At 48.9% G+C, this 22,538-nt stretch carries 24 protein-coding genes; 21 read left to right on the top strand and 3 right to left on the bottom strand.

The genetic code is table 11. The features are described 5' to 3' along the window. Window positions 1–142: 142 nt before the first annotated feature. The 10 genes from BMW55_RS09330 (at window position 143) to BMW55_RS09290 (ending at window position 9,108) form a co-directional block, all read left to right on the top strand. Entirely contained in the window at window positions 143–1,489 is a 1,347-nt protein-coding gene (locus BMW55_RS09330; RefSeq protein ID WP_280139764.1) for an aspartate aminotransferase family protein, read from the top strand. A gap of 50 nt (window positions 1,490–1,539) precedes the next feature. Further along, a complete protein-coding gene (locus tag BMW55_RS19355; protein ID WP_170839837.1) occupies window positions 1,540–1,701 on the top strand; it encodes a hypothetical protein in 162 nt (53 codons plus the stop codon). Window positions 1,702–1,945: 244 nt separating this feature from the next. Further along, window positions 1,946–2,620 (top strand): stage II sporulation protein M, encoded by a 675-nt coding sequence (gene spoIIM, locus BMW55_RS09325; RefSeq protein WP_089967830.1) that lies wholly within the window; start codon window positions 1,946–1,948, stop codon window positions 2,618–2,620. 93 nt (window positions 2,621–2,713) lie between these two features. Next, window positions 2,714–3,193, top strand: coding sequence for a ferric iron uptake transcriptional regulator (fur, locus tag BMW55_RS09320; RefSeq protein ID WP_089967826.1), 480 nt, complete (start codon window positions 2,714–2,716; stop codon window positions 3,191–3,193). A 93-nt stretch (window positions 3,194–3,286) separates the two neighbouring features. Further along, window positions 3,287–4,417: an alanine dehydrogenase gene (gene ald, locus BMW55_RS09315; protein ID WP_089967823.1), complete on the top strand. Its 1,131-nt coding sequence runs from the start codon at window positions 3,287–3,289 to the stop codon at window positions 4,415–4,417. A 76-nt stretch (window positions 4,418–4,493) separates the two neighbouring features. After that, window positions 4,494–4,736 (top strand): DUF4227 family protein, encoded by a 243-nt coding sequence (locus BMW55_RS09310; RefSeq protein ID WP_089967820.1) that lies wholly within the window; start codon window positions 4,494–4,496, stop codon window positions 4,734–4,736. 75 nt (window positions 4,737–4,811) lie between these two features. Next, window positions 4,812–5,993 (top strand): phosphopentomutase, encoded by a 1,182-nt coding sequence (gene deoB / locus BMW55_RS09305; RefSeq protein ID WP_089967817.1) that lies wholly within the window; start codon window positions 4,812–4,814, stop codon window positions 5,991–5,993. A 124-nt stretch (window positions 5,994–6,117) separates the two neighbouring features. Beyond that, the gene (locus BMW55_RS09300; RefSeq protein ID WP_089967814.1) at window positions 6,118–6,939 is read left to right on the top strand and encodes a purine-nucleoside phosphorylase; all 822 of its coding nucleotides are present in this window, start codon (window positions 6,118–6,120) and stop codon (window positions 6,937–6,939) included. 28 nt (window positions 6,940–6,967) lie between these two features. After that, the gene (locus BMW55_RS09295) at window positions 6,968–7,786 is read left to right on the top strand and encodes a purine-nucleoside phosphorylase (RefSeq protein ID WP_425283839.1); all 819 of its coding nucleotides are present in this window, start codon (window positions 6,968–6,970) and stop codon (window positions 7,784–7,786) included. Then, window positions 7,783–9,108 (top strand): pyrimidine-nucleoside phosphorylase, encoded by a 1,326-nt coding sequence (locus BMW55_RS09290; RefSeq protein WP_089967809.1) that lies wholly within the window; start codon window positions 7,783–7,785, stop codon window positions 9,106–9,108. The genes BMW55_RS09295 and BMW55_RS09290 overlap by 4 nt, the downstream gene beginning before the upstream one ends. A 152-nt stretch (window positions 9,109–9,260) precedes the next feature. Here BMW55_RS09290 and BMW55_RS19350 read toward each other — a convergent pair whose 3' ends face one another. Together BMW55_RS19350 and BMW55_RS09285 are read right to left on the bottom strand one after the other, a co-directional pair. Beyond that, on the bottom strand, window positions 9,261–9,434 hold the full coding sequence (locus BMW55_RS19350) for a hypothetical protein (protein ID WP_170839844.1): 174 nt from the start codon (window positions 9,432–9,434) through the stop codon (window positions 9,261–9,263). Window positions 9,435–9,485: 51 nt separating this feature from the next. Then, complete coding sequence (locus BMW55_RS09285; protein ID WP_089967807.1) at window positions 9,486–9,809, bottom strand: hypothetical protein; 324 nt, start codon at window positions 9,807–9,809, stop codon at window positions 9,486–9,488. 215 nt (window positions 9,810–10,024) lie between these two features. Between BMW55_RS09285 and BMW55_RS09280 the strand changes: the two genes are divergently transcribed. Both BMW55_RS09280 and BMW55_RS09275 read left to right on the top strand, forming a co-directional pair. Beyond that, window positions 10,025–11,239, top strand: a complete 1,215-nt coding sequence (locus BMW55_RS09280; protein ID WP_170839843.1) for a helix-turn-helix domain-containing protein — start codon at window positions 10,025–10,027, stop codon at window positions 11,237–11,239. A 39-nt stretch (window positions 11,240–11,278) separates the two neighbouring features. Next, on the top strand, window positions 11,279–11,632 hold the full coding sequence (locus tag BMW55_RS09275) for a YdcF family protein (protein ID WP_170839842.1): 354 nt from the start codon (window positions 11,279–11,281) through the stop codon (window positions 11,630–11,632). 104 nt (window positions 11,633–11,736) lie between these two features. On the opposite strand, the gene BMW55_RS09270 is transcribed toward BMW55_RS09275, so the two are convergent. Next, window positions 11,737–12,939: an ROK family transcriptional regulator gene (locus BMW55_RS09270; RefSeq protein WP_089967798.1), complete on the bottom strand. Its 1,203-nt coding sequence runs from the start codon at window positions 12,937–12,939 to the stop codon at window positions 11,737–11,739. 464 nt (window positions 12,940–13,403) lie between these two features. Here BMW55_RS09270 and BMW55_RS19345 point away from each other — a divergent pair, with 464 nt between their 5' ends. The 9 genes from BMW55_RS19345 (at window position 13,404) to spoVAEA (ending at window position 22,396) form a co-directional block, all read left to right on the top strand. After that, entirely contained in the window at window positions 13,404–13,559 is a 156-nt protein-coding gene (locus BMW55_RS19345; protein WP_170839841.1) for a hypothetical protein, read from the top strand. 190 nt (window positions 13,560–13,749) lie between these two features. Further along, window positions 13,750–17,421, top strand: coding sequence for a dynamin family protein (locus BMW55_RS09265; RefSeq protein ID WP_089967795.1), 3,672 nt, complete (start codon window positions 13,750–13,752; stop codon window positions 17,419–17,421). A 147-nt stretch (window positions 17,422–17,568) separates the two neighbouring features. Next, a complete protein-coding gene (locus BMW55_RS09260) occupies window positions 17,569–18,750 on the top strand; it encodes a D-alanyl-D-alanine carboxypeptidase family protein (protein WP_089967791.1) in 1,182 nt (393 codons plus the stop codon). A 130-nt stretch (window positions 18,751–18,880) separates the two neighbouring features. Then, window positions 18,881–19,234 carry an anti-sigma F factor antagonist gene (gene spoIIAA, locus BMW55_RS09255; protein ID WP_089967787.1) on the top strand — a complete coding sequence of 118 codons (354 nt, stop codon included), beginning with the start codon at window positions 18,881–18,883 and terminating at the stop codon, window positions 19,232–19,234. After that, on the top strand, window positions 19,231–19,686 hold the full coding sequence (gene spoIIAB, locus BMW55_RS09250) for an anti-sigma F factor (RefSeq protein WP_089967784.1): 456 nt from the start codon (window positions 19,231–19,233) through the stop codon (window positions 19,684–19,686). The genes spoIIAA and spoIIAB overlap by 4 nt, the downstream gene beginning before the upstream one ends. A gap of 10 nt (window positions 19,687–19,696) precedes the next feature. After that, window positions 19,697–20,455, top strand: a complete 759-nt coding sequence (gene sigF, locus BMW55_RS09245; RefSeq protein ID WP_089967781.1) for an RNA polymerase sporulation sigma factor SigF — start codon at window positions 19,697–19,699, stop codon at window positions 20,453–20,455. 115 nt (window positions 20,456–20,570) lie between these two features. Continuing rightward, window positions 20,571–21,194, top strand: coding sequence for a stage V sporulation protein AA (locus BMW55_RS09240; RefSeq protein ID WP_089967778.1), 624 nt, complete (start codon window positions 20,571–20,573; stop codon window positions 21,192–21,194). Next, on the top strand, window positions 21,178–21,603 hold the full coding sequence (locus BMW55_RS09235; protein ID WP_089967775.1) for a stage V sporulation protein AB: 426 nt from the start codon (window positions 21,178–21,180) through the stop codon (window positions 21,601–21,603). Before BMW55_RS09240 ends, BMW55_RS09235 begins: the two co-directional genes overlap by 17 nt. 187 nt (window positions 21,604–21,790) lie before the next feature. Beyond that, the gene (gene spoVAEA / locus BMW55_RS09230) at window positions 21,791–22,396 is read left to right on the top strand and encodes a stage V sporulation protein SpoVABEA (protein WP_089967771.1); all 606 of its coding nucleotides are present in this window, start codon (window positions 21,791–21,793) and stop codon (window positions 22,394–22,396) included. Window positions 22,397–22,538: the final 142 nt, after the last annotated feature.

The raw sequence follows: 22,538 nt of genomic DNA, 5'->3' as shown, positions 1-22,538 counted from the left end.
ATGGAAATAGAGAGAAATAAAAATTTGACTCTCAGCATCTTTTTTCATCTTTTTTTGCAAATCTCAGTATTTTCAATCCGGAAACTTCCGAACGGGAAATTTTACACCCGTGAGGAAAACGTTGACAGGGAGGTACATGTGGATGTTTAGCAAGACGGATGTGATTGAGAAAGACCGGAAATATCTGTGGCATCAAATGTCTTCTTACAATGAAAAAAATCCTCCCATGGTGATCACGGAGGCAAAAGGGTCGTGGATCACCGATCTTGACGGCAACCGCTATCTCGACGCGATGTCCGGCCTATGGTGTGTCAATGTCGGCTATGGCAGAACGGAATTGGCGGAAGCCGCCTACCAACAATTGAAAACGATGCCGTATTATCCGTTGACGCAGAGTCACCTTCCCGCTATTCAATTGGCTGAAAAATTAAATCAATGGCTGGAAGGAGAGTATGCCATTTTCTTCTCCAACAGCGGATCGGAAGCCAATGAAACGGCGTTTAAAATCGCCAGACAATACCACCAGCAAAACGGAGAGCCCACCCGTTTTAAATTTATCTCGCGATATCGCGCTTATCATGGGAATTCGATGGGGGCATTGGCCGCAACCGGGCAGGCGCAAAGAAAGTATAAGTACGAACCCCTGGGAGCGGGCTTCATTCATGTCCGCCCTCCCGACAGTTATCGCCGCCCGGCGGGTCAAACGGTGGAAGAGTTCAATCTTGAGTGCGCGCAAGCGATTGAAGATACGATCATCTGGGAAGGCCGGGAAACGATCGCCGGGGTGATTATGGAGCCCGCCATCACCGGCGGTGGCGTCATCGTGCCGCATCCCGTCTACATGCAAAAAGTGCAGGAAATCTGTAACAAGCACGGAGTTTTACTCATTATGGATGAAGTGATCTGCGGGTTCGGGAGGACGGGAGCGAAATTCGGACATATGAAGTTTCAGGTCAAGCCCGATATTGTGACGATGGCAAAGGGGCTCACCAGCGGCTATCTCCCGCTCTCGGCCACCGCCGTTCGCAAAGAGATTTATGAAAAGTTCAAAGAGACCGGCGAGTATGCCTATTTGCGCCATGTCAATACCTTCGGCGGCAATCCGGCAGCCTGTGCCGTCGCGCTGAAAAATTTGGAAATCATGGAGAGGGAAAACCTGATCGAGCGCGCCCGCGTTCTGGGAGACCGGCTCTCGGCCGGCATGATGGAAATCAAGGATCATCCCCATGTGGGTGACATTCGCAGTCTGGGTTTTCTCATGGGGATTGAGCTGGTTGAAGACAAGGAGTCCAAAAAGCCGTTAGCGCTTGAAAAAGTGTCCGGGGTGATTGCCGAATGTAAGCAAAATGGCTTGATCATCGGCAAAAACGGGGATACCGTCGCCGGGTTCAATAATGTTCTCACCCTGTGCCCTCCGCTTTCATCGACTGATGAAGAGGTGGAATTTATCATCAGAACTTTGAAAAATGCCATTCGAAACCGATTCTGACCCTGACATGGTTAATCTGTATCTGGATGGATCTGGAATAGGAGGGGCGGATGGGTGGAGACAGCCATTTGAGAAAAGACTTGCAGGCGGGTCATGTCCCGATGTTTTCGATTGGCGGCGTCATCGGCCCCGGATTGTTTATGGGAAGCGGAGCGGTGATTCATGCTGCGCAAGAAAAGCAACTAGATTCAAAGTTTGTGAAAAAGAGATAGGGTAGAAAGTGGACGGGCCCACTCCATTAAAGCCGCAGAACATCATAAAGTGTGGGGAAAAGAGCCGGTAACCTTCCAAACAACGATTTACAAACGGAGATGGAAAGGTTGCCGGCTCGATCCCTCTACAGCCGGGGAATGCAGTCTTCTTTGACACCGAATCTATAATTTCTAGCAGGGGAACTCGTATATTCTCCCTCTTCCTGTCATAGAGTTAGAGTGACAGGACAAGGAGGGACCGGATATGAACAAGAAAAGGAAAAGCCAGTGGAGCCAGACACTTCAGGTGCATGTACAAAATCAGAAATCTCTCTACATATTTGTTACCGTGTTGTTCATGATGGGGGTCATCTTCGGAGCCGTGATTGTGAATACGCTCGACCCCGAGCAAAAAGAAGGGCTCATTAACTATTTGAGTTACTTTTTCCGCGGTCTCGAACAAAATTCGATTGCAGAGCCGGAGATGGCTTTTCAACATGCTCTGGGTGATCATTTGAAAACAGTGGGTTTGATGTGGATCTTGGGTCTTTCGGTGATTGGGATTCCGGTGCTCTTGGTATTTATTTTTCTTAAAGGTCTGGTGATCGGATTTACGGTGGGATTTTTAGTCAGCCAGTTATCCTGGAAAGGGTTATGGTTTGCCTTTGTTTCGGTGGTGCCGCAAAACTTGTTGGTGATTCCTGCGATCATCATTGTATCGGTAGCCGGAATTCATTTCTCCATGTTATTGGTGCGTAACCGGTTGATTCACCATCGCGGCACGATTTACCCCCAGTTTGTTTCATTTTCGATCCTGGTGACGGGAATGGCCGCGATCCTGCTGCTTTCGGCCATTTTTGTGGCGTATGTATCCCCTCACTTGATGAGGCATGCCATTCCTACGGTCGGTTTCTTGACTCTGCATGCGGCCTATAATTAAAATAATTATTATATGATAGTATATTTTATTTGGTTTGACTTCCTTGGGTTTCCTCCAATATAATGGTGTCAGGAACGCAGGGGGGGTGTGTATGTGGAAGAACGGGTGAACCAAATTAAACAACAGTTGTCCGCCCATAACTACAAATTGACCCCCCAACGGGAAGCGACTGTCCGAGTGCTTTTGGAAAATGAAGAAGATCACCTAAGCGCAGAGGATGTCTACCTGTTGGTGAAGGAAAAAGCTCCGGAAATCGGGCTTGCCACCGTGTATCGTACATTGGAGCTTTTGAGTGATCTGCAGATCATTCATAAGCTGAACTTTGGCGATGGTGTAACTCGATACGAGTTTCGCGCTGAAGGGGCGGAACATCATCATCACCACCTCATCTGTCTCAATTGTGGTACGGTAGACGAAATCATGGAGGATTTGTTGGGCCCGATTGAAGAACGGGTTGAGAAAGAATATGACTTTCAAATAGTGGATCACCGGCTGACTTTTCACGGAATTTGCCATCGTTGCAAAGGACAAGTCCCGGACCCGAAAAAACTGGTAGGTTCCAAGGTAACGTGAGATCGATGCAAAGATCTCACGTTTTTTGTTAAAAATGATATTGAACTATCCAATCATAGTGATAAGATAATTTTTGCAAAGGAGATCAACATCATGATAATTGGTGTTCCAAGAGAGGTAAAAAAAGATGAAAACCGGGTCGCGATTTCCCCGGCAGGGGTGGATGCGCTGATCCATGCCGGGCATGAGGTGATCATGGAAAAAGGAGCCGGGGAAGGAAGCGGATTTCCGGATGAGGCTTTCATCGAGCATGGTGCCAAAATCATCGATTCGGCCGCAGATGTTTGGAACAGCGCCGACATGGTTCTAAAAGTTAAAGAGCCGCAACCGTCGGAGTACCCGTACTTCCGGGAAGGCCTCATCTTGTTTACCTATCTCCATCTCGCGCCTGAGCCGGAGCTAACCCGTGCCTTGATGGAGAAGAAAGTGATTGCGATCGCTTATGAAACCATCCAGCTCGACAACGGATCTCTGCCGCTTTTAACCCCCATGAGTGAAGTGGCCGGGCGTATGGCCGTACAGGTGGGCGCCCAATTTCTGGAGAAGCCGAAAGGCGGCCGAGGCGTTCTTTTAGGGGGTGTCCCCGGAGTTCTGCCGGGTGAAGTTGTGATTATCGGCGGAGGGACAGTCGGAACCAACGCAGCGAAAATCGCCGTGGGAATGGGTGCGAACGTTACCATTCTCGATGTGAACGCAGATCGCTTAAGGCAGCTGGATGATCTCTTTCAAGGACGGCTCCACACGTTGATGTCCAGCAGCTACCATATTGCGGAAGCTGTGAAAAAAGCGGATCTCTTGATCGGTGCGGTCCTGATTCCCGGGCGCCGTGCCCCTCATCTGGTGACAGAAGAAATGGTGAAAATGATGCAGCCGGGTTCGGTCATCGTGGATGTGGCCATCGACCAGGGGGGATCGATTGAAACGATTGACCGCGTCACCACTCACAGCGACCCTACCTATGTCAAGCATGGTGTGGTACACTATGCGGTGGCCAATATGCCGGGTGCTGTTCCGAGAACGTCTACCTTTGCCCTGACCAATGTGACGATTCCCTATGCCGTGCAAATCGCCTCCAAAGGTTTGGAACAAGCCTTGACTGAAAACCGCGCTCTGGCCCGCGGTGTCAATGTGCTGAATGGGAATGTTACTTATCAGGCTGTTGCCGAAAGCTTAAACCTGCCATACGTTTCCCTCAATGACGTCATGGGGCGCCACGTGCTCTGAACGATTCGACGAAAAGCATAAATGACCGTCCTTTTCCATAAGTTAGTACAAACCTTGGAAAAGGACGATCCTTCTTATGATCATTTCACTCAGAAAGATCAAGGACTGGACAAAATTTATCCTGCTTTTTGTCTTGTTTACACTGCTCCTGTACCAGATCATGGCATTACTCTCCACCTTCTTGCGCCCTGGTTTACTGTACAAGGAGCCGTCTGGCGGTGCGGTAAAAGTTTTTGCACATCAAGAAACGCTTTCAGGAAATAAAACGATGGATGAAATGAAAGAACGCCTGCTTATGTTCTATTGGTTGGGAGAATGATGCTGTCGGACAGCCTTATATTCGTTCGTTCTTTTTTTTTCTGAGTATCATTGAATAAAAGTGTGGTGTAAAAAGATGAAACATTTTCCTCGCGTCACACTCATTGTCCTGGATAGTGTCGGGATCGGTGCTCTGCCGGATGCCGAAGAATACGGGGATGCGGGTGCTCACACGCTAGGGCACATCGCGGACCACCAGAACGGGCTTCATTTGCCCCATCTGGAGAGGCTGGGGCTCGGCAATATCGAGCCGGTCAAAGGTGTACAGCCAGTTCGGTCTCCGGGAGCTTTTTACGGAAAGATGAGCGAAATATCAAAAGGAAAAGATACCACCACCGGGCATTGGGAGTTTATGGGGATCTACACGGACAAGCCGTTTAAAACTTATCCCGAAGGCTTCCCTCAAGAGCTGATCCGGGCTTTTGAGGAGAAAACCGGACGCAAGGTGATCGGCAACAAACCGGCTTCGGGAACGGAAATCATCGCCGAGTTGGGCGAAGAACATATGAAAACGGGAAGTCTCATCGTTTATACTTCGGCTGACAGCGTGTTTCAAATTGCCGCTCATGAGGAGATTGTACCGTTGGACGAGCTCTACCGCATCTGTGAGATTGCCCGTGAACTCACATTGGATGAGAAATACTCCGTGGTCCGCGTGATCGCCAGGCCTTTTGTCGGTGAACCCGGGAACTTTACCCGAACGGCAAACCGACGCGATTATTCCGTCAAACCACCGGCCAGGACGGTGCTGAATCATTTGCAGGATGCCGGTTTGGATGTGATCGGCATCGGCAAAATTTCAGACATTTATGCCGGTGTTGGCATCACCCGCTCGATTCATACCAAATCCAACATGGACGGGGTGGATCAATTGCTGAACGTTCTCGCGGAGCCGTTTCATGGACTGGCTTTTATCAACTTGGTCGATTTTGACGCGAAATACGGACATCGCCGTGACCCGGTCGGCTATGCCCGGGCGCTGGAGGAATTTGATGCACGGGTACCGGAAATCCTGGAAGCCTTGGATGACAAGGATTTGCTCATCATCACCGCAGATCACGGGAACGATCCCACTCATCACGGTACGGATCATACCCGCGAATACACGCCGCTGCTGGTATACGGTAAGGGATTGGCCCGCGAAGGAAAATGGCTGGGCCTGCGGGAAACTTTCGCTGATGTCGGGGCGACGATTGCTGACAATTTTAACGTACAATCTCCGGCAATTGGCACAAGTTTTTTAAGAGAGCTGGAGTAGGCAGCATTTTCACGGAAAGCTTCCATGGCTGACAGTTTCAACCGGGGAAGACAGATGATCTCGTGAGGCGGTTCTACGGTGTGTACAATGAGCAGACTTTATACAGAAGGGATGAGGTGAAACGATGAGTTTTACTCGTGCGCAGATCAACGAAGCAGCCCGGTTCATTGCCTCCAAGACGGAAGTAAGGCCGAAAATCGGGTTGATTCTCGGTTCCGGTTTGGGGGTTCTGGCGGAAGAAATCGCTCAGCCGGTTCATATCGATTATCAGGAAATTCCCCATTTCCCCGTATCAACGGTGGAAGGGCATGCCGGGAAACTGATCATCGGTACATTGGAAAATCAAGCAGTGGTCACCATGTCCGGACGCTTTCATCTGTATGAGGGGCATGACCCGTCCTCCGTCACTTTTCCGATCCGCGTGATGAAAGAATTGGGCGTGGAAACGATGTTAGTCACCAACGCGGCCGGGGGAGTGAATGAATCTTTCGCACCGGGGGATCTCATGCTGATCAGTGACCATATCAACTTGATGTTCCGAAATCCGCTGATCGGTCCCAATGATCCCGAGTTGGGCGTTCGTTTTCCCGATATGTCGGAAGCTTATGATCCCCATCTTCGCCAGCTGGCCAAGCGTGTCGCTGAGGCGGAGGAAATCCATCTCCGGGAAGGGGTTTACGCGGGTGTCCTGGGCCCGTCATATGAAACGCCGGCTGAAATCCGCATGATCCGGAAAATGGGTGGGGATGCAGTGGGCATGTCCACTGTTCCCGAAGTGATCGTCGCCCGCCACGCCGGAATCCGCGTGCTGGGGATTTCTTGTATCACCAACATGGCTGCCGGAATTCTTCCTCAACCGTTAAGTCATGAAGAAGTGATGGAAACAGCCAACCGGGTCAAAACGAAATTTATCGGTTTGGTGAAAGGAATTATTCGCGAATGTTAACATCAGGGGAGGATCACGGATGAAGCGCATGCAAATGATCGAAGAAGCAAAGAACAAGATTGCCGGGGAAACGGATCATCAGCCGGAAATCGGTCTGATTCTGGGATCGGGATTGGGAGATCTGGCCAAAGAGATTGAGGAAGCGGTTGTTGTGCCTTATGGGAAGATTCCGCATTTTCCGGTTTCCACGGTGGAAGGCCACGCCGGACAACTGGTCATCGGAAAATTGGGCGGAAAAACGGTAGTTGCCATGCAGGGACGCTTCCACTTTTATGAAGGATACAGCCAGCAGGAAGTGGTTTTCCCTGTGTACGTGATGAAAGCGCTCGGGATCAGGATGTTGATCGCCACCAACGCAGCCGGGGGAATGAACGCGAATTTCCGGCCTGGTGACCTGATGGTGATTACCGATCATCTCAATATGACCGGTTCCAACCCGCTGATCGGTCCCAATGAGGAAGAGCTCGGACCCCGTTTCCCGGATATGTCCGCCGCTTATACCCCGGAATTGAGAGAGCTGGCTTTCCTGGTTGCCCGGAAACAGGATGTTCAGTTGCAACAAGGGGTTTATGCAGGAGTGAGCGGCCCTACCTATATGACGCCGGCGGAGCTCATCATGCTCAGAAATTTGGGAGCTGATGCAATCGGGATGTCTACCGTTCCGGAAGTAATTGCCGCCCGCCATGCCGGACTTCAGGTGCTGGGCATCTCCTGCATCACGGATATGGCCATCGGGGAAGAGTTGGAACCCCTGACCCATGAGCAGGTGGTGGAAGTGGCAAACCGCACCAAGCCGCGTTTCATGACATTCATTAAAGGAATCTTGGAAGAGGTAAGCATCGGATGAGCACGGTTGAACTGATTCGCAAGAAAAGGGATGGAGGCACCCTCACCACCGAGGAGATTCATTACCTGATTCAGGGATATACGAAGGGCAACATTCCGGATTATCAGATGGCCGCATGGGCAATGGCTGTGTTTTATCGGGGAATGTCGGATAAGGAAACCGCGGATCTGACCATGGCGATGGCACAATCCGGGGAGCAAGTGGATCTGTCGATGATCGAAGGAATCAAGGTGGACAAACACAGCACAGGCGGAGTGGGAGATACCACGACGCTGGTGCTGGGCCCGCTGGTTGCCGCTGCGGGCGTACCAGTAGCCAAGTTGTCCGGCCGTGGATTGGGGCACACCGGTGGCACGATCGATAAGCTGGAGTCGATCCGCGGATTTTCCACCGAAATGGAAATCAGCGAGTTTACCAGATTGGTGAATAAGAGCAAGATCGCCGTCATGGGACAAACCGCCGATCTTACCCCGGCCGATAAAAAACTGTACGCGCTGCGTGATGTAACGGCGACGGTGGATTCCATTCCGCTCATTGCAAGTTCCATCATGAGCAAAAAAATTGCCGCCGGTGCGGATGCGATCGTATTGGATGTCAAAACCGGCGACGGCGCCTTTATGAAGGATGAAGAAGATGCCATCCGCCTGGCCCAAGCGATGGTGGCCATCGGAAAACATGTGGACAGAACCACGGTCGCTGTGGTCAGTGATATGAGCCAGCCGCTCGGATTCGCGGTCGGAAATGCCATTGAGGTAAAAGAAGCGATCGATACGCTCAAAGGAGAGGGACCCGCGGATCTGACTGAACTCAGCCTGGTGCTGGGAACGCAGATGCTGCTTCTGTCCGGAAAATATGGATCGCCCGAAGACGCGCGTCAAACTTTAGAGCAGTGCATTCGAGACGGCAGTGCCCTTGAAAAATTGAAGGAGTTTATCGCCGGCCAGCATGGCGATCCCGCACAAATTGAGCATCCGGAACGCTTACCCCAACCGAAAGAAAAAATCCCCGTTCCGGCTGAAACGGAAGGAATCGTCCAAGCGATTCAAGCCGAAGAAGTGGGTCTGTGTGCGATGAAATTAGGGGCAGGCCGCGCCACCAAAGAAGATCCGATCGATCATGCCGTCGGAATCATCCTGCATAAGAAAATCGGAGATCCAGTGAAAAAAGGAGAAACGCTCGCCACTCTGTATGTCAATCAAACCACAGCGCTGGAGGAAGTGAAAAAGCGTCTGATCCGAGCCATCCACATTCAGAACCGGCCAGCCTCTCCACCCGCTCTGATTCGCTGTCTGGTGACGGCGGACGGGGTTCTGCGAATGTAAACGGTAAAACACCCGTGCCGATCTAATCTGGCACGGGTTCGTTTTTCGCAGCACTTGGTTAAGTCCCGATGCTGGTAGTTCAATCGATTCAATCATTTGCGATGCACACTCGGTGACGCTCTTTTCAGATCGATTCTGGGAATCGAAGCTCTTTAATGGCGTTTAAGTCGATTCCATACCGGGCGTACCCGCACGAGTCGATGATCTTCACGCGAAGAGTGCAACAATTTATCAACATGTATTGGAATGAGTGAATTGCGCCCGACTTCGCCGTGTGAATGGACAACATGAACATCTTTCCGATCTTCTTTTTTCTCTTCCTTCATAGAAATCACCTCCACACATCCATGACCTTTTGCTTTTTCCTGTAACTCACATCACCGGCTTGAAATTTTCGGCAGGAAAGTTACAATCTTTCCGGTTATTTGAAAAATATTGCCTACCCTTATCACCTTCCCGTATTCAAGTGAAAAGATAAGATTCTCCCCTTCCTTTGTCTCAAGCGTTACAACCATCGACTTTCCCATCTTCTCAAGTGAATGGTATTGAAGCTGACAATAGCTTGTTACATTTTGCCCTTCAAGAACTTCTTCCATATAAGGCATAGATTGGGCAATTACTCTGGTCTGGGGATTGTTTTTGACGTCCTGAATAAAAGCATGGACTTCGCTTCTAGGACCTTCAATCCTGAGAGTGAGCATGGTAATCACCTTCTTATAGATTTCATTAAAAAATCATGCATACTACTTTTAAGTGATTGAACCAAGTGGTATACTGGATTTGATTTACTAGTCAGAATTATAAATCAAGATAAAAATTTAAATGCGTCACTAACCCGTCATTTATCCTTGACTTATGACGTAATCTTAAAAATGGTTTTGATAGGCTGAAAGCGGAAACAAGAGGAGGTGCGCTGGTGAAGAATTTCTTGTTGCGCGCAGCAAGACGTAAGAAGGGGTGGAGTCAGCAACAACTGGCGGACTTCGCTCAACTCTCTCTCTCAACCATTGAACGTGCAGAACGCGGGGAACCGATCAGAGTAGACAGCATAGAGCGATTATGCAGATGCTTGCAAAAAACACCTGAGCAGCTAGGTTTACTGCGTAATGACACAGATAGAATTCAAACACTCCAATTCCCAGGCGAAGTTACTACGACCTCTTTTTCTGCTGGTGCTTTGAGTGGAACAGCTGGCAATCCGGCAAGCTTGTGTTATGACGATTTGCTCTCAATCTATGCCCAAGGAATTGCTGCTTGCCAGGATTTGTATTTTAGTGGTTGCCCATATCAAGTTGAGGCTATTCTGCCCCTTTATCGAAATCAAACTGCACTGCTTGCCAGGCAACCAGGCCCGTTGCAAAAATCTGCAGCTAGACTTGCTTCACAAGCTTATCAACTTACCTGTGAGTTAGCTACTGACCGTGAAGACTTTGGAACAGCACAGCAGGCAGGCCAACAAGCATTCTCATACGCTCAACTAGCGGGCGACACCAATTTACAGGTAAATGCACTCATCAGCCTTGCCAATCTCGGTTGGCACCTTAGTTCTGCCCAACCTGGCTTCATCCGCAAACACAGTAAAAGAGCCCTGCAAGCCTATAAACATGCGGTTTCTTTATTGGGTAACAATGTTACCCCACTGCTCAAGGGGCGCACCTATGCAGGGATTGCAGAGGTATACGCAATGCGGGGACAATTTCAGGAATCTATGCGGGCTATGGGACTGGCTTACGAGCACTTTCCCATGAAACCAGAAAATGACCCGGCCTATCCCTACCTGCGAGCAAGCCGTTATGCTCTCTACGTGTTCGGGGATGCACAGTCCCGGCTGCTTCTCGGCCAACCAAAAGAGGCGGATAAAGCCTTGATTGCCATGCAAAAAGAGACAAACGATCCAGAAATCGAGCCGATCACGAGATTGGATATGCTCTATTATCAAGCACATGTGCAAATTCAACAGGGGGAACTAGAGCAAAGCACCGCCATTCTGACCGAGGCGGCAGAATTAGCAAAAGATCTCGGATCTCGCCTATACTTTAATAAACTTATCACAATCTATAATAAACTTTATATAAAATGGCCGCGGGAGAAACCGGTAGTTGCATTGGAAGAAGTGTTTCAACCTTGGTAATTCTTACAGAATAAAGTCAAAGACATGGTTGCGTCGCGGATGTACATGATCCTTTCCTGCTTGCAGATTCACTTGGACCGCGTTCCCCCGGAAGCCATATTTGTTGAAAACCAGTCGTTGCACACTCGTGAAAATGCGGAGTATGTACTCACTTGGCTGAAAAGATATCATTTATCTCATGTCATCCTGGTCACTTCACCATTCCATCAGTTGCGCACCTACCTCACTTTCGCCAAAGTCTTTCAGCTACACGGGATCGAAATCACCAACTATTATGCAGATACGGGCGAGTGGCATCCCGTAAGCTGGTTTCTGTCCAAAGAGCACCGCAAACTGGTGAATAGCGAAGTAGAGCGAATTAAGCTGTACAAAGCAAAGGGAGATCTTCTTTAATTAAAAATCATATATTAAAAGCTGGTCGCAATGACCAGCCCTACTGTAGAAAATTATGAATCATCGCTGGCAAGTCGAACCCTTTGTATACTTGGAAGGACATCTCAGACACGGCTTTGCAAAATCGAAACCTCATCGCCGGAAAAGAAACTGGAGACGGCGAGGGAAGCTGCACCCAGGGCTGAAGAGTAAACGGATAAATTGGAGAACTCGATTCTCAAATCTTTTCTGTGGTAGGGCAACGAGCGGTTCTCAACCACCCGGTGGATCGGATTGCTGATCCATGGTTCGGCCATCGTCAGCCGGTTTCCGATAATGATCATCTCCGGATTGAACGTGTTAATGATATTGGTAATCCCGATTCCCAGATACTCCCCAATCTGATTGAACAAACGGATCACTTCCGGTTTTCCCTGATTGGCCAGTTTGACCAAATAAGAAAGGTCGATCTCTTCTTTTCCCAAACCGGAGTTGCCGCTTAGCAGGGATGTTGCCTCCTCCACCAGAGCTCTTTCGGATGCGTAGAGCTCCCAGCATCCCTTGTTTCCACAACTGCATTTTTTGCCATTCACCTCGATGATCAAGTGACCGATTTCCCCGGAAAAACCGGATCTTCCTCTGTATAATTCGTTGTTTAAGATGATGCCTGTCCCGATCCCGATCCCGGCACTTACATAGACCAGGTTGGAAATGCCTTTTCCCACACCGAACAATTTTTCCCCGTAAGCGCCCGCATTCGCTTCATTGTCAATGATGACAGGCGTGTTGAATTCGGTGGCAATCATCTCCTTCAGATTCACATTTTTCCACCCGAGATTGGGAGCGAACAGGACCAGACCTTTATCATCCACCAATCCGGGCACCCCAATACCGATTCCCACGATTCCGTAGGTGCACTTGGGCGTCTGGTTCGACACGGATTGAATCGATTTCTTTAACAGGGGAATCACTTCGTCCAACGAACGGTTGTGCAATTCGCATGTCTCTTCTCCGACAATGTTCCCCTGCAAGTCGGTCAGAACCGTCAAGATGTAGTTTACCCCCAGATCCACGCCGATCGCATAGCCGGCCAGCTTATTGAATAAAAGCATGACGGGTCTTCTGCCCCCGCTGGACTTCCCCGGTCCGATTTCGTACACCAGATTTTCTTCGATCAATTCCCCTACCAGCGTGGAGACGGTTGCTTTATTCAATCCGGTGAGCTCCGAGATTTGCGCGCGTGACAGGGGACATTTATTTCTAATCGTGTTCAGAACAATGGATTTGTTTATTTTCTTAATCAGATATTGGTCGCCGGTGATTGGCATACCCGTCACCTCACTGTTTCACTGTTATCTGCAAAAACTTTCTGAACAAGAAAACTTAGTTTAAACGAGCAACAAAGCAATCTCCCTCTTTAAACTAAATTATCACAAAGGGACAGCCCTGACATTAGAAAATATGAAAGCTTTTTCTTGCAAATCAAACTCTTCACAGAGGCGAAGGATGAAAAATAAGCCAGCGGGTCTGAATGAATCGTTCTGCACTTCGTTTAAGTGACAAATGATAAAATCTGCAATCGGAACAGGGAAGACACTGATGCGAAAGTTTCAGAGCGGGAAATGGTGACGACAGATCATGGACAGTGGTCAGTGAATAAGAAGGACCAACGGATGGAACCTGTCCGCTCATAAAATGACGGGACTCTTGGAAAAATAGTGGACACCGACGGATGGAAGAAACACAGCGCATATTCACAGAAAAAAGATGAGATGATTTGGAGGGAAAATGGATGGAAAAGGACAACAAGGAAACGAGAGAAGAAGAATTAGCCGAAGAATTATCGGTATGCGATCTGATCCATGAAGAAATGGAGGAACAATACCATGTTTCGGGACTCACTTACATGAAACCGGACCCGGACGATGAACAGGAATCAGCCAAATGATGTAAAAATTTAACAGAAGTTCGGTGTCCCCTGGTGATTCCCCCGTCATTCCGGGGCAATTTTTTTGGTTATGGGAGCACAAAAAAACGTTGTGATATAGTAGATTATTAGATATAGAGTAGCCCTGTTCGGCTGGGGCTCCGTAGAGGATGGCCACAGAAAACATCTTTGAACCAAAGGGGAAACACTGATGATTGAAAAGTTGCACTCGACCTTGATTCATACACTTGCACAAGTATATCGCGAGATGGATCGGCAAGGCGATGAAGTCAATCGGGCCAAGCTGTTGGATTTAATGCAAAAAACGCATAAACATGAATGTATGATCGCCTTTTGCGGCCACTTCTCCGCGGGTAAATCGACGATGTTAAATGAGCTGCTCGGGGAAGATATCTTGCCGACAAGCCCCATTCCGACCAGCGCAAACGTGGTCAAAATTGAGGCCGGCGACGACCGTGTCACCCTTTTGCTGAGTTCCGGCGAAAGCCACACGTATGCCGGAAACTATACGAAGGAAGAGCTGAAAGAGCTATGTAAAAACGGGGAAGAAGTGATTGCCGTTCATGTATATACGAGTAAGTCCCCGTTGCCGGAAGGGGTGGTATTCCTGGACACTCCGGGAATCGATTCCACGGATGACGCCCACCGGATCGCAACCGAATCAGCCTTGCACCTGGCTGATGTCATCTTTTATGTAATGGATTATAACCATGTTCAATCCGAGGTGAATCTGCAGTTCGTCAAAGAATTAAAGAAGCGCCGCAAAAAGGTTTATCTGGTTATTAATCAAATCGATAAACACCGGGACGCAGAGCTTGCTTTCGAGCAATATCAACAGAGTGTCCAACGGTCGTTTGCAAGCTGGGAGATCGAGGTGGACGGCATCTTTTACACCTCGCTGCGCCAGCCGCATCATCCTTTTAATGAATTCCGTAAATTGGAACAATTCCTGGAAAGCCTGATCCGGGAAAGAGAAGAGCTGATTCAAACCAGTGCCTTGGCTGAAGCGGCCTATTTAATCGGTGAACACCTGACTTCTCTCCGGGAAAGAAACCGGGAAACGATCGAGAAATGGCTGAATGAGCTGAACGGGCAACTGCCTCCGCAAGAGGAGATTGAACAAACGCTGGATTCGCTTCGTCAAGCACAACAGGAGATGCACAACCGGCTGAACAAGATCGAAACGGCATATAAGCAAGAAATCGAGTCCATTCTGAAAAATGCATACCTGATGCCGTATGACGTGCGGGAGCTGGCCGGATTGTACCTGGAAACGGTCAAATCTGATTTCAAAGTCGGCTTTTTCTTTTCCAGAGCCAAAACGGAAAAAGAGAAAGAACGCCGCGCATCAGCCTTCTATGAAAAGCTGAAACAAACGGTAGAAACCCAGATCGACGTGCATTTCAAACAGTTCCTGATTCAATTTTTAAAACAACATGACCTCTATACAGAGGCGTTTGCCGAAAACATTTATTCCTGCGGCGCTTTGCTGGAACCGGCGATCATTTCCAAAGTGGTCAAGGCCGGAGCCGGCCTCACGGGAAACTATCTCCTCACTTACGCGGAAGATCTTGCGAATGAAATCAAGCGTTTGTACCGGCAGCAAGCAAACGCATTTTTTGCTTCAATTGGGCAAAAGCTGGAAGAGAGGTTGATGGACGAACGGGAACGGATGGAGGAGAAACTCCGCCGGTATGAACAATACTTGAAAGTCACCCGTGACATTGCCTTGGTAAATGAACAACTGGATGGATATGAAGAGCATTTGAACGATCTCTTACACGGTCGGAAAGAAGTTCATGCTCCTGCCGAGATCGAGGAGTTCTTGGAGAACAGGAAACCGGTTCAGTTATCCAAAGAGAGATTTACAAGTTCGCTGAAATCGAATGTTTCCCGGCAGGAAAGTGAAGTATCTGATGAAGAAAAAGCCGGGTCCGCGAGGGAAGCCGGGGATCTCACGTCCAGAATAAAACGGACACTGAACCATGTGGAAGTTTGCGAGAATCTGATGGGCGATCTTCAGGGCCTGCAGCGAATCCGAACAGAGCTGATGGAAAAACGGCAGCGGGCGGAAACGAAACAATTTACCGTCGCTTTATTCGGGGCATTCAGTGCCGGTAAATCTTCGTTCGCCAATGCGCTTATCGGAGAACAGCTGCTCCCGGTTTCGCCCAACCCGACAACGGCAACCATTAATAAGGTTTGCCCTCCGACGGACGGGCATCCCCACGGTCAGGTTGTCATCCGCTTTAAGACACGGGAAACACTGTTCCGGGATTTAAAGCAAGTGTATAAGTTGTTTGAACAAGAGCCTGCTTCACTGGAGGAAGCGGTACAGGGAATCCATCATCTAAGCTTTGGTTCGGCGCCCGCCGAACGGCAAAAGACAGCCTTGCCTTTTCTGCAGGCGGTGCAAAAAGGGTTCGCGGCATTTGCCGGGTTGCTGGGAGAGCAGTTGATCCTGGGTGTCGATGAGTTTGCCGACTATGTAGCCAATGAGGAAAAATCATGTTTTGTCGAGTCCGTCGAGCTTTATTACGATTGCCCGCTCACGCGACAGGGAGTCACCCTCGTGGACACGCCGGGAGCCAATTCGATTCACGCCCGGCACACGGAAGTGGCATTCCGGTATATCAAAAATGCCGATGCCTGCTTTTTTGTCACCTATTACAACCATCCTTTCTCCCGGGCGGACCGCGAGTTTCTTCTCCAATTGGGAAGGGTAAAAGATACATTTGCACTGGATAAAATGTTTTTTATCATCAATGCGGCTGATTTGGCTTCTTCTCCGGAGGAACTTCAGGCGGTCAAACAATACATCAAGGAACAGCTTCTGGAATACGGCATTCGAAACCCCAGATTGTTTGCGGTTTCAAGCCTGCTGGCCCTGGCGGAAAAGAAAGGAGAAAAACCGGACGGACATTCCGGTCTGCGCGTGTTTGAACAGGCGTTTTCCTCATTTATGATGAAAGATCTGATGCTGGTATCCTTGAACAGTATGAAGAGCGACCTGCATCGGGCTGTACGTGTATTGAGTTCGATCATCGAGGCCGCCCGGCAGGGAAACGAAGAAAAACAGCGGAAAAAAGAGCAATATGAGCGAGAGAAGGCCAGAGTGCTGCAATCGATTCATGAGTATGATCCACGCTCGGAAGAGCTTGCCTTGGAGCAGGAGATCAACGAACTTCTTTATTATGTGAAACAGCGGTTGTTCTTCAGATATCATGACATTTTTACCGAGATCTTTAATCCGTCCGCACTGAGGGAAGACGGCGGGGACGTGAAACAGAAATTAAAAGCCTGCGTGATGGAAATGGCCGACTTTATGCAGCACGATCTGTTGCAAGAGATGAGAGCTACCTCGCTCAGGATCGAAAAATGGCTGAATGACAAAGGCGATACCCACTTACAGACCATGGCGGACCGGTGCAAAAAGATCGACCATGAGCTGCCCTTATCCTTGAAACTGAACGATTCATTCCGGCAATTGGAGTTTAAAGATCCGTTTCAGGACCTCACCGTGCAATCTTTTAAAAGCGCGATCGCTGTGTTTAAAAGTACCAAATCTTTTTTCGAGAAGAATGACAAGACACGCATGCAAGAAGAAATGAAAAAAGTATTGGAACCGGCAGTTGCCTGCTATTTGGAGCAGGAACAGAAGCGGTTTTTCGGTCACTATCAACAGGAATGGCGTCTCATGACCGAACAGATGAAGGAGAAGCTAAAATCCGATTGCGAACACTATTATGAGAGCATCTTCCTGGCTTGTTCGGAAAAAGCGGACCCCGCTGTGTATGAGGAGGCTGCCGCTAAGATCAAACAGAAGATCGGAGAGATGGAAAAGGAAATGGAGCAGTTATAGCCCGCTTCAATTTTTCAGTCCCGTACACCAGGCTTTCACTCTTTCTGCAAAGAGTGAAAGCTTTTTTGTATACTCGCGGGATGCTTCTGGAATAATTAACCTGTATCGTGTTCAGACTAAGGATACATTGAATAGGAGGGACGATGGATGCGAACACGATTCGGCATCATGATGTTGGCGTTTTGCCTTGGATGTACTCTATTTCTTCCCAAGGCATTTGCTGAAACAGAACAAGATTTGGCGCCCCAGGCGATCTCTGCGGTTCTGATGGACGCAGATACGGGCACTGTCCTGTTTGAGAAAAACAGTCATAAACCCCTGCCTCCAGCCAGCATCACGAAAGTGATGACCATGCTGTTAGTGATGGAAGCCCTGGACGACGGGAAAATCTCACTGAAAGATCCGGTTCGGGTGAGTGAGCATGCGGCTTCGATGGGAGGTTCCCAGATCTATCTGGAGCCCGGGGAGCAGATGACCGTGGAAGAACTCTTGAAAGCGGTCGCCGTCGTTTCCGCCAATGATGCTTCGGTCGCTTTAGCCGAATATATCGCCGGAACGGAAGATCAATTTGTCGAGATGATGAATCAACGGGCCAAAGAGCTGGGATTAAAAAATACGCATTTTCAAAATACGAACGGCTTGCCTGCCAAAGATCACTATTCTTCGGCCTATGATATCGCCGTCATGTCGAGGGAACTGTTAAAGCATCCGGAGATTACCAAATACACCGGGATCTATGAGGACTATTTGCGCCAGAACAGCAAAAAGCCATTCTGGCTGGTCAATACGAACAAACTGGTCCGTTTTTATGAGGGATTGGATGGACTGAAAACCGGATATACGTCCGAGGCCCGATTTTGTCTGACAGCAACGGCAAAACGGGGCAATTTCCGGGCGATTGCCGTGGTGATGGGTGCACCGGATACCAAGAAGAGAAATCAGGAAATTTGCCAAATGCTCGATTTTGCGTTTAACCGGTATACGAGCCATGTCGTCTATAAAAAAGGCGACCTGATTGCCCGGAAGCCGATTGAAAAAGGAGATCCGGAAACCATTCAGATTCGTGCCAATCACAATGTCAGTTTGTTGATGCGAAAAGGGGACAACCCAAATGCCTATACCAAAAAGATTGTATGGGAAAAGTTAGAAGCTCCGATTCGAAAGGGAGAAACGCTCGGGAAAATTCAATTTGAGAGAGATGGAAAAATCGTTGCTGAACTGGAATTGACCAGCTCCAGCGAAGTGCAGGAAGCAAGCATCTGGTCAACCATTAAACGTACAGTGAAAAACGTCTTATTCATGCCTGAAGAAGAGCGGGAGGCAGAGTAGACTCGAAGTCGGGGAATACTTGGACAAAAAGGACAAGGTTCCTCGATTTTTTTGTTCTTGTGAATCGGAGCAGGAAAGAACAGGAAGCTCGTAGAAATATAGGATAAAAATAGAGAGAGGAGAGCAGCAGATGAGTTTAACCCTTCAAGTACAGCACTCTCGCAATGTACTCGTTGTGCGGTTATGTGGAGAGCTGGACCATCATACGGCTGAAAAAGTCCGCCGCACCATTGAAACGGAATTGGAAAAGGGGATTTATACCCATCTGGTACTCAATTTGGCCGATTTGGAATTTATGGACAGTTCCGGGTTGGGAGTCATTTTGGGGCGATATAAAAAGGTGACTCAGTTGGGAGGAAAAATGATGCTCTGCTCCATCCGGCCATCCATTTACCGTTTGATGGAGATGTCGGGCTTATTTAAAATTCTTCCGATCTATGAAGATGAGCGCAGTGCAGTTTCCGCATGTGGGGTGGCATCATGAACGAAGGACATAAAAACTTTATGGAGCTGAAATTTCCAAGCCGTTCCGAAAATGAAGCATTTGCCCGTGTGGCTGTGGCCTCCTTTGTTTCCCAGTTGGATCCGACGATGGAGGAGTTGACCGACATCAAAACCGTCGTTTCTGAAGCCGTCACCAATGCAGTCATCCATGGTTATGAAGAGCGGACGGAAGGGATGATCTACATCCGCGTTGAAATCGAGGGTTCACGCGTCAGCATTACCATTTCCGATCAAGGCGTGGGCATCCCGGATATCAATGAAGCGAGACAGCCGCTCTATACGTCCAAACCGGAATTGGAGCGGTCGGGAATGGGCTTCACCATCATGGAAAACTTCATGGATGAGGTGACCATCCACTCCAAACCGGGGCAAGGAACAACTGTCTATATGGTGAAATACTTGAAAAGCCATCAGCAAACGATGGCTAATTGAGGGATCTCTTATGGATGCGGATGTACGCAACAGCAGACATGGTCATCTCTCTGACGAAGAAGTAAGACAGTTGATTCAGGCCAGTCAGCAAGGGGATGTAGAATCCCGCGACAAGCTGATCAATCACAATATTCGCTTGGTGTGGTCTGTCGTCCAACGCTTTTTGAACCGTGGATACGAAGCGGAAGATCTCTTTCAGATCGGCTGTATCGGTCTCTTAAAGGCAGTGGATAAGTTTGACTTAAATTATGACGTCAAATTTTCCACCTATGCGGTTCCGATGATTATCGGCGAAATCCAGCGCTTTCTCCGTGATGACGGCATGGTGAAAGTGAGCCGTTCCCTCAAGGAAATGGCCAACAAAGTGCGCAAGACCAAAGATGAATTGGTCAAAAAATTAAACCGGGTACCAACCGTTCAAGAGATTGCCGCGGAGATGGGTGTCGACCCGGAGGAAATCGTGTTTGCCCAGGAAGCCAACCGCGCCCCGACCTCCATCCATGAAACGGTCTATGAAAATGACGGAGACCCGATTACCTTAATGGACCAGATTGCCGACAAAACCGAGACTTCCTGGTTCGACAAACTGGCTTTAAAAGAGGCCATTCACCGTTTGTCCGACCGGGAAAAATTAATTGTTTACCTGCGTTATTTCAAAGATCAAACCCAGTCGGAAGTAGCGGAAAGACTGGGAATCTCACAAGTGCAAGTATCCCGTCTGGAAAAGAAAATCATTGCGCGGATCCGCGAGGAGCTGGATTTTAAATAGATGTTTCTCCAAGGCACCTGTTTGAAGAGGTGCTTTTTACATGGTTATTTTTGTGCATGCAGAGAGCGGGGTGTAGCATACTAATCATATCAATGCATGAAAGGAAGTTGCCCTTGTGAAACCGATTCTCTATCTGCGGCTGAAGAAAAAAGTGCAAGCGCAGCCTGGGCAACTGTTACGCATCAAAGATATTTGCAGGTTGGCGGGGGGCGCCGTTTGTGAAGAAATAAAAGAAATCCCTGTATACGCTGCTTCTCTCAACCATGGAAATTATACGGTCATCGATTCTCTGGATATACTGGGCCTGATCAGTGAACAGGCTCCTTCGCTGGATGTTCGAAATGTGGGGCCGACCCAGACGATTATCGAAGTTCATCCTCCTGCCAAAGAGCCCAGAATCATCCTGGTGCTCCTGGTATGGATGATTTTATTTGTCGGTTCCGGGCTGGCGATTATGAATTTCCACGTGGATGTCAGCATGCAGGAAGTGCACCAACGAATCTATTATTTGGTGACCGGCCGACACGTCCATCAGCCTCTGATCCTGCAAATCCCGTATTCCATCGGGATCGGTACGGGTATGATCTTATTTTTTAACCATCTGTTTAAAAGACGCTTTAATGAAGAGCCAAGCCCGATGGAATTGGAAATGTTCCTTTACCAGGAAACCATTGATCAGTATGTCATCAATGACGAAAAGCAAAAAGTGGAACGGGATTCCCATGGAACTTCTGTATAGTTTGATATTGATATTTATCGGTTTGGCGGGGGGAATAGCCGTCGGAAGCGGGTTTGTCGCTTTTATTACCGTATTGGATATCGTACCCAGGCTCGTGCAGATGACGAAAGCGCATCGGTTTATCCGGGGTTGCGAATACTCGATTGTTTTGGGGGTGCTCTTCTTTACCTGGATCGATTTCCGGGGATGGGAAATGGGCTTCCCGGATTGGGCGACGATCCCGCTCGGCTTGACAATGGGGATTTTTGTGGGACTTTTGGCCGCCGCCTTGACGGAAGTGATCAATGTTTTGCCGATTTTGGCAAAAAGGCTGCGGATGCAGGAGCATCTTCTCTATCTGTTAATGGCGATGGCACTGGGAAAAGTGGCAGGGTCCATCTACCAGTGGATGGTCTTTCGGGTCTGGTGATTTCCGGGAAGAACGGATGGGAAAGAGACGCATAGGTAGGCATATATGATTGGTTGAATCGTACGGTATGTGAATGGACATGAGCCGGTTTGGTCCTGACCGCGTGTACCCGCAGCTGGTTCGGAAGGGCCTTGGTGGTATGGGGTTTTTGAGACGTTCATTTCGATAAGCTGGAAGGGGGAGTGTGATGCCCAAACGCAAAGTGATTTTGATCACCGATGGAGACCGGATCGCTAAAGGTGCGTTGGAAGAAGTGGCGAGGCAGGTAGGAGGCCGGTGCATTTCTTTATCCGCCGGAAATCCCAGCCCCCTAACCGGTCCCCAGCTGGTGGAACTGATCAAACAGGCGGCTTATGACCCCGTGTTGGTGATGTTTGATGATTGCGGCTCAGCCGGCGTGGGGGCGGGGGAACAAGCACTCCAATATGTGGCGAACCATCCGGAGATCGAAGTGTTGGGCGCTGTTGCAGTGGCTTCCAATTGTTATCGGGGACAGGGAACCCCCGTACAGATGGCTTTGGACTGTCACGGCAATGTGGTGAGTTATGCAGTTGACAAATACGGCCAAGGCAAGCCCGAACAGCCCCTTCGTATTTTCGGCGATACAGTGGAGGTGTTGAATAAGATTCAAGTGCCCATGATTGTGGGCATCGGTGATATAGGCAAGATGAGAAAAAACGATGAGATCCGGTTGGGGGCACCCGTCACGACCAAAGCCGTTCAGCTCATCCTGGAGCAATACAGCCGAAACACGGATCGCCAACGTCGCGAAACAGCCGAATCCCCGAGGTAAAGAGGATTCGGTTCTTTTTTACATAGAGTATATTGCTTTTTAACGTTAATATGTTAAAAATGGTGGTTTATTTATGATGTAAATTATCGTATATTAAAGGGTATTAAAGTTCCATTGTCGAAGCGAACATTAACTTTTCACC

Origin of the sequence: Lihuaxuella thermophila, assembly GCF_900110165.1 — a bacterium.
GTDB classification, from domain to species: Bacteria; Bacillota; Bacilli; order Thermoactinomycetales; family Thermoactinomycetaceae; genus Lihuaxuella; species Lihuaxuella thermophila.
Note: the sequence above shows the minus strand (reverse complement) of the source record. Positions and strands in the feature narration are given on the sequence as shown.

What these genes read in the sequence shown, in the direction of transcription:
- spoVAEA (WP_089967771.1), top strand. Translation starts at nt 21,791, where the DNA reads ATGCCCAAACGCAAAGTGATTTTGATCACCGATGGAGACCGGATCGCT.
- deoB (WP_089967817.1), top strand. Translation starts at nt 4,812, where the DNA reads ATGAAACATTTTCCTCGCGTCACACTCATTGTCCTGGATAGTGTCGGG.
- spoIIM (WP_089967830.1), top strand. Translation starts at nt 1,946, where the DNA reads ATGAACAAGAAAAGGAAAAGCCAGTGGAGCCAGACACTTCAGGTGCAT.
- sigF (WP_089967781.1), top strand. Translation starts at nt 19,697, where the DNA reads ATGGATGCGGATGTACGCAACAGCAGACATGGTCATCTCTCTGACGAA.
- BMW55_RS09300 (WP_089967814.1), top strand. Translation starts at nt 6,118, where the DNA reads ATGAGTTTTACTCGTGCGCAGATCAACGAAGCAGCCCGGTTCATTGCC.
- BMW55_RS09275 (WP_170839842.1), top strand. Translation starts at nt 11,279, where the DNA reads ATGTACATGATCCTTTCCTGCTTGCAGATTCACTTGGACCGCGTTCCC.
- BMW55_RS09295 (WP_425283839.1), top strand. Translation starts at nt 6,968, where the DNA reads ATGCAAATGATCGAAGAAGCAAAGAACAAGATTGCCGGGGAAACGGAT.
- BMW55_RS09290 (WP_089967809.1), top strand. Translation starts at nt 7,783, where the DNA reads ATGAGCACGGTTGAACTGATTCGCAAGAAAAGGGATGGAGGCACCCTC.
- BMW55_RS09310 (WP_089967820.1), top strand. Translation starts at nt 4,494, where the DNA reads ATGATCATTTCACTCAGAAAGATCAAGGACTGGACAAAATTTATCCTG.
- BMW55_RS09270 (WP_089967798.1), bottom strand. Translation starts at nt 12,939, where the DNA reads ATGCCAATCACCGGCGACCAATATCTGATTAAGAAAATAAACAAATCC.
- BMW55_RS19345 (WP_170839841.1), top strand. Translation starts at nt 13,404, where the DNA reads ATGGAAAAGGACAACAAGGAAACGAGAGAAGAAGAATTAGCCGAAGAA.
- BMW55_RS09330 (WP_280139764.1), top strand. Translation starts at nt 143, where the DNA reads ATGTTTAGCAAGACGGATGTGATTGAGAAAGACCGGAAATATCTGTGG.
- BMW55_RS09265 (WP_089967795.1), top strand. Translation starts at nt 13,750, where the DNA reads ATGATTGAAAAGTTGCACTCGACCTTGATTCATACACTTGCACAAGTA.
- BMW55_RS19350 (WP_170839844.1), bottom strand. Translation starts at nt 9,434, where the DNA reads ATGAAGGAAGAGAAAAAAGAAGATCGGAAAGATGTTCATGTTGTCCAT.
- ald (WP_089967823.1), top strand. Translation starts at nt 3,287, where the DNA reads ATGATAATTGGTGTTCCAAGAGAGGTAAAAAAAGATGAAAACCGGGTC.
- spoIIAA (WP_089967787.1), top strand. Translation starts at nt 18,881, where the DNA reads ATGAGTTTAACCCTTCAAGTACAGCACTCTCGCAATGTACTCGTTGTG.
- spoIIAB (WP_089967784.1), top strand. Translation starts at nt 19,231, where the DNA reads ATGAACGAAGGACATAAAAACTTTATGGAGCTGAAATTTCCAAGCCGT.
- BMW55_RS09285 (WP_089967807.1), bottom strand. Translation starts at nt 9,809, where the DNA reads ATGCTCACTCTCAGGATTGAAGGTCCTAGAAGCGAAGTCCATGCTTTT.
- BMW55_RS09235 (WP_089967775.1), top strand. Translation starts at nt 21,178, where the DNA reads ATGGAACTTCTGTATAGTTTGATATTGATATTTATCGGTTTGGCGGGG.
- BMW55_RS19355 (WP_170839837.1), top strand. Translation starts at nt 1,540, where the DNA reads ATGGGTGGAGACAGCCATTTGAGAAAAGACTTGCAGGCGGGTCATGTC.
- BMW55_RS09260 (WP_089967791.1), top strand. Translation starts at nt 17,569, where the DNA reads ATGCGAACACGATTCGGCATCATGATGTTGGCGTTTTGCCTTGGATGT.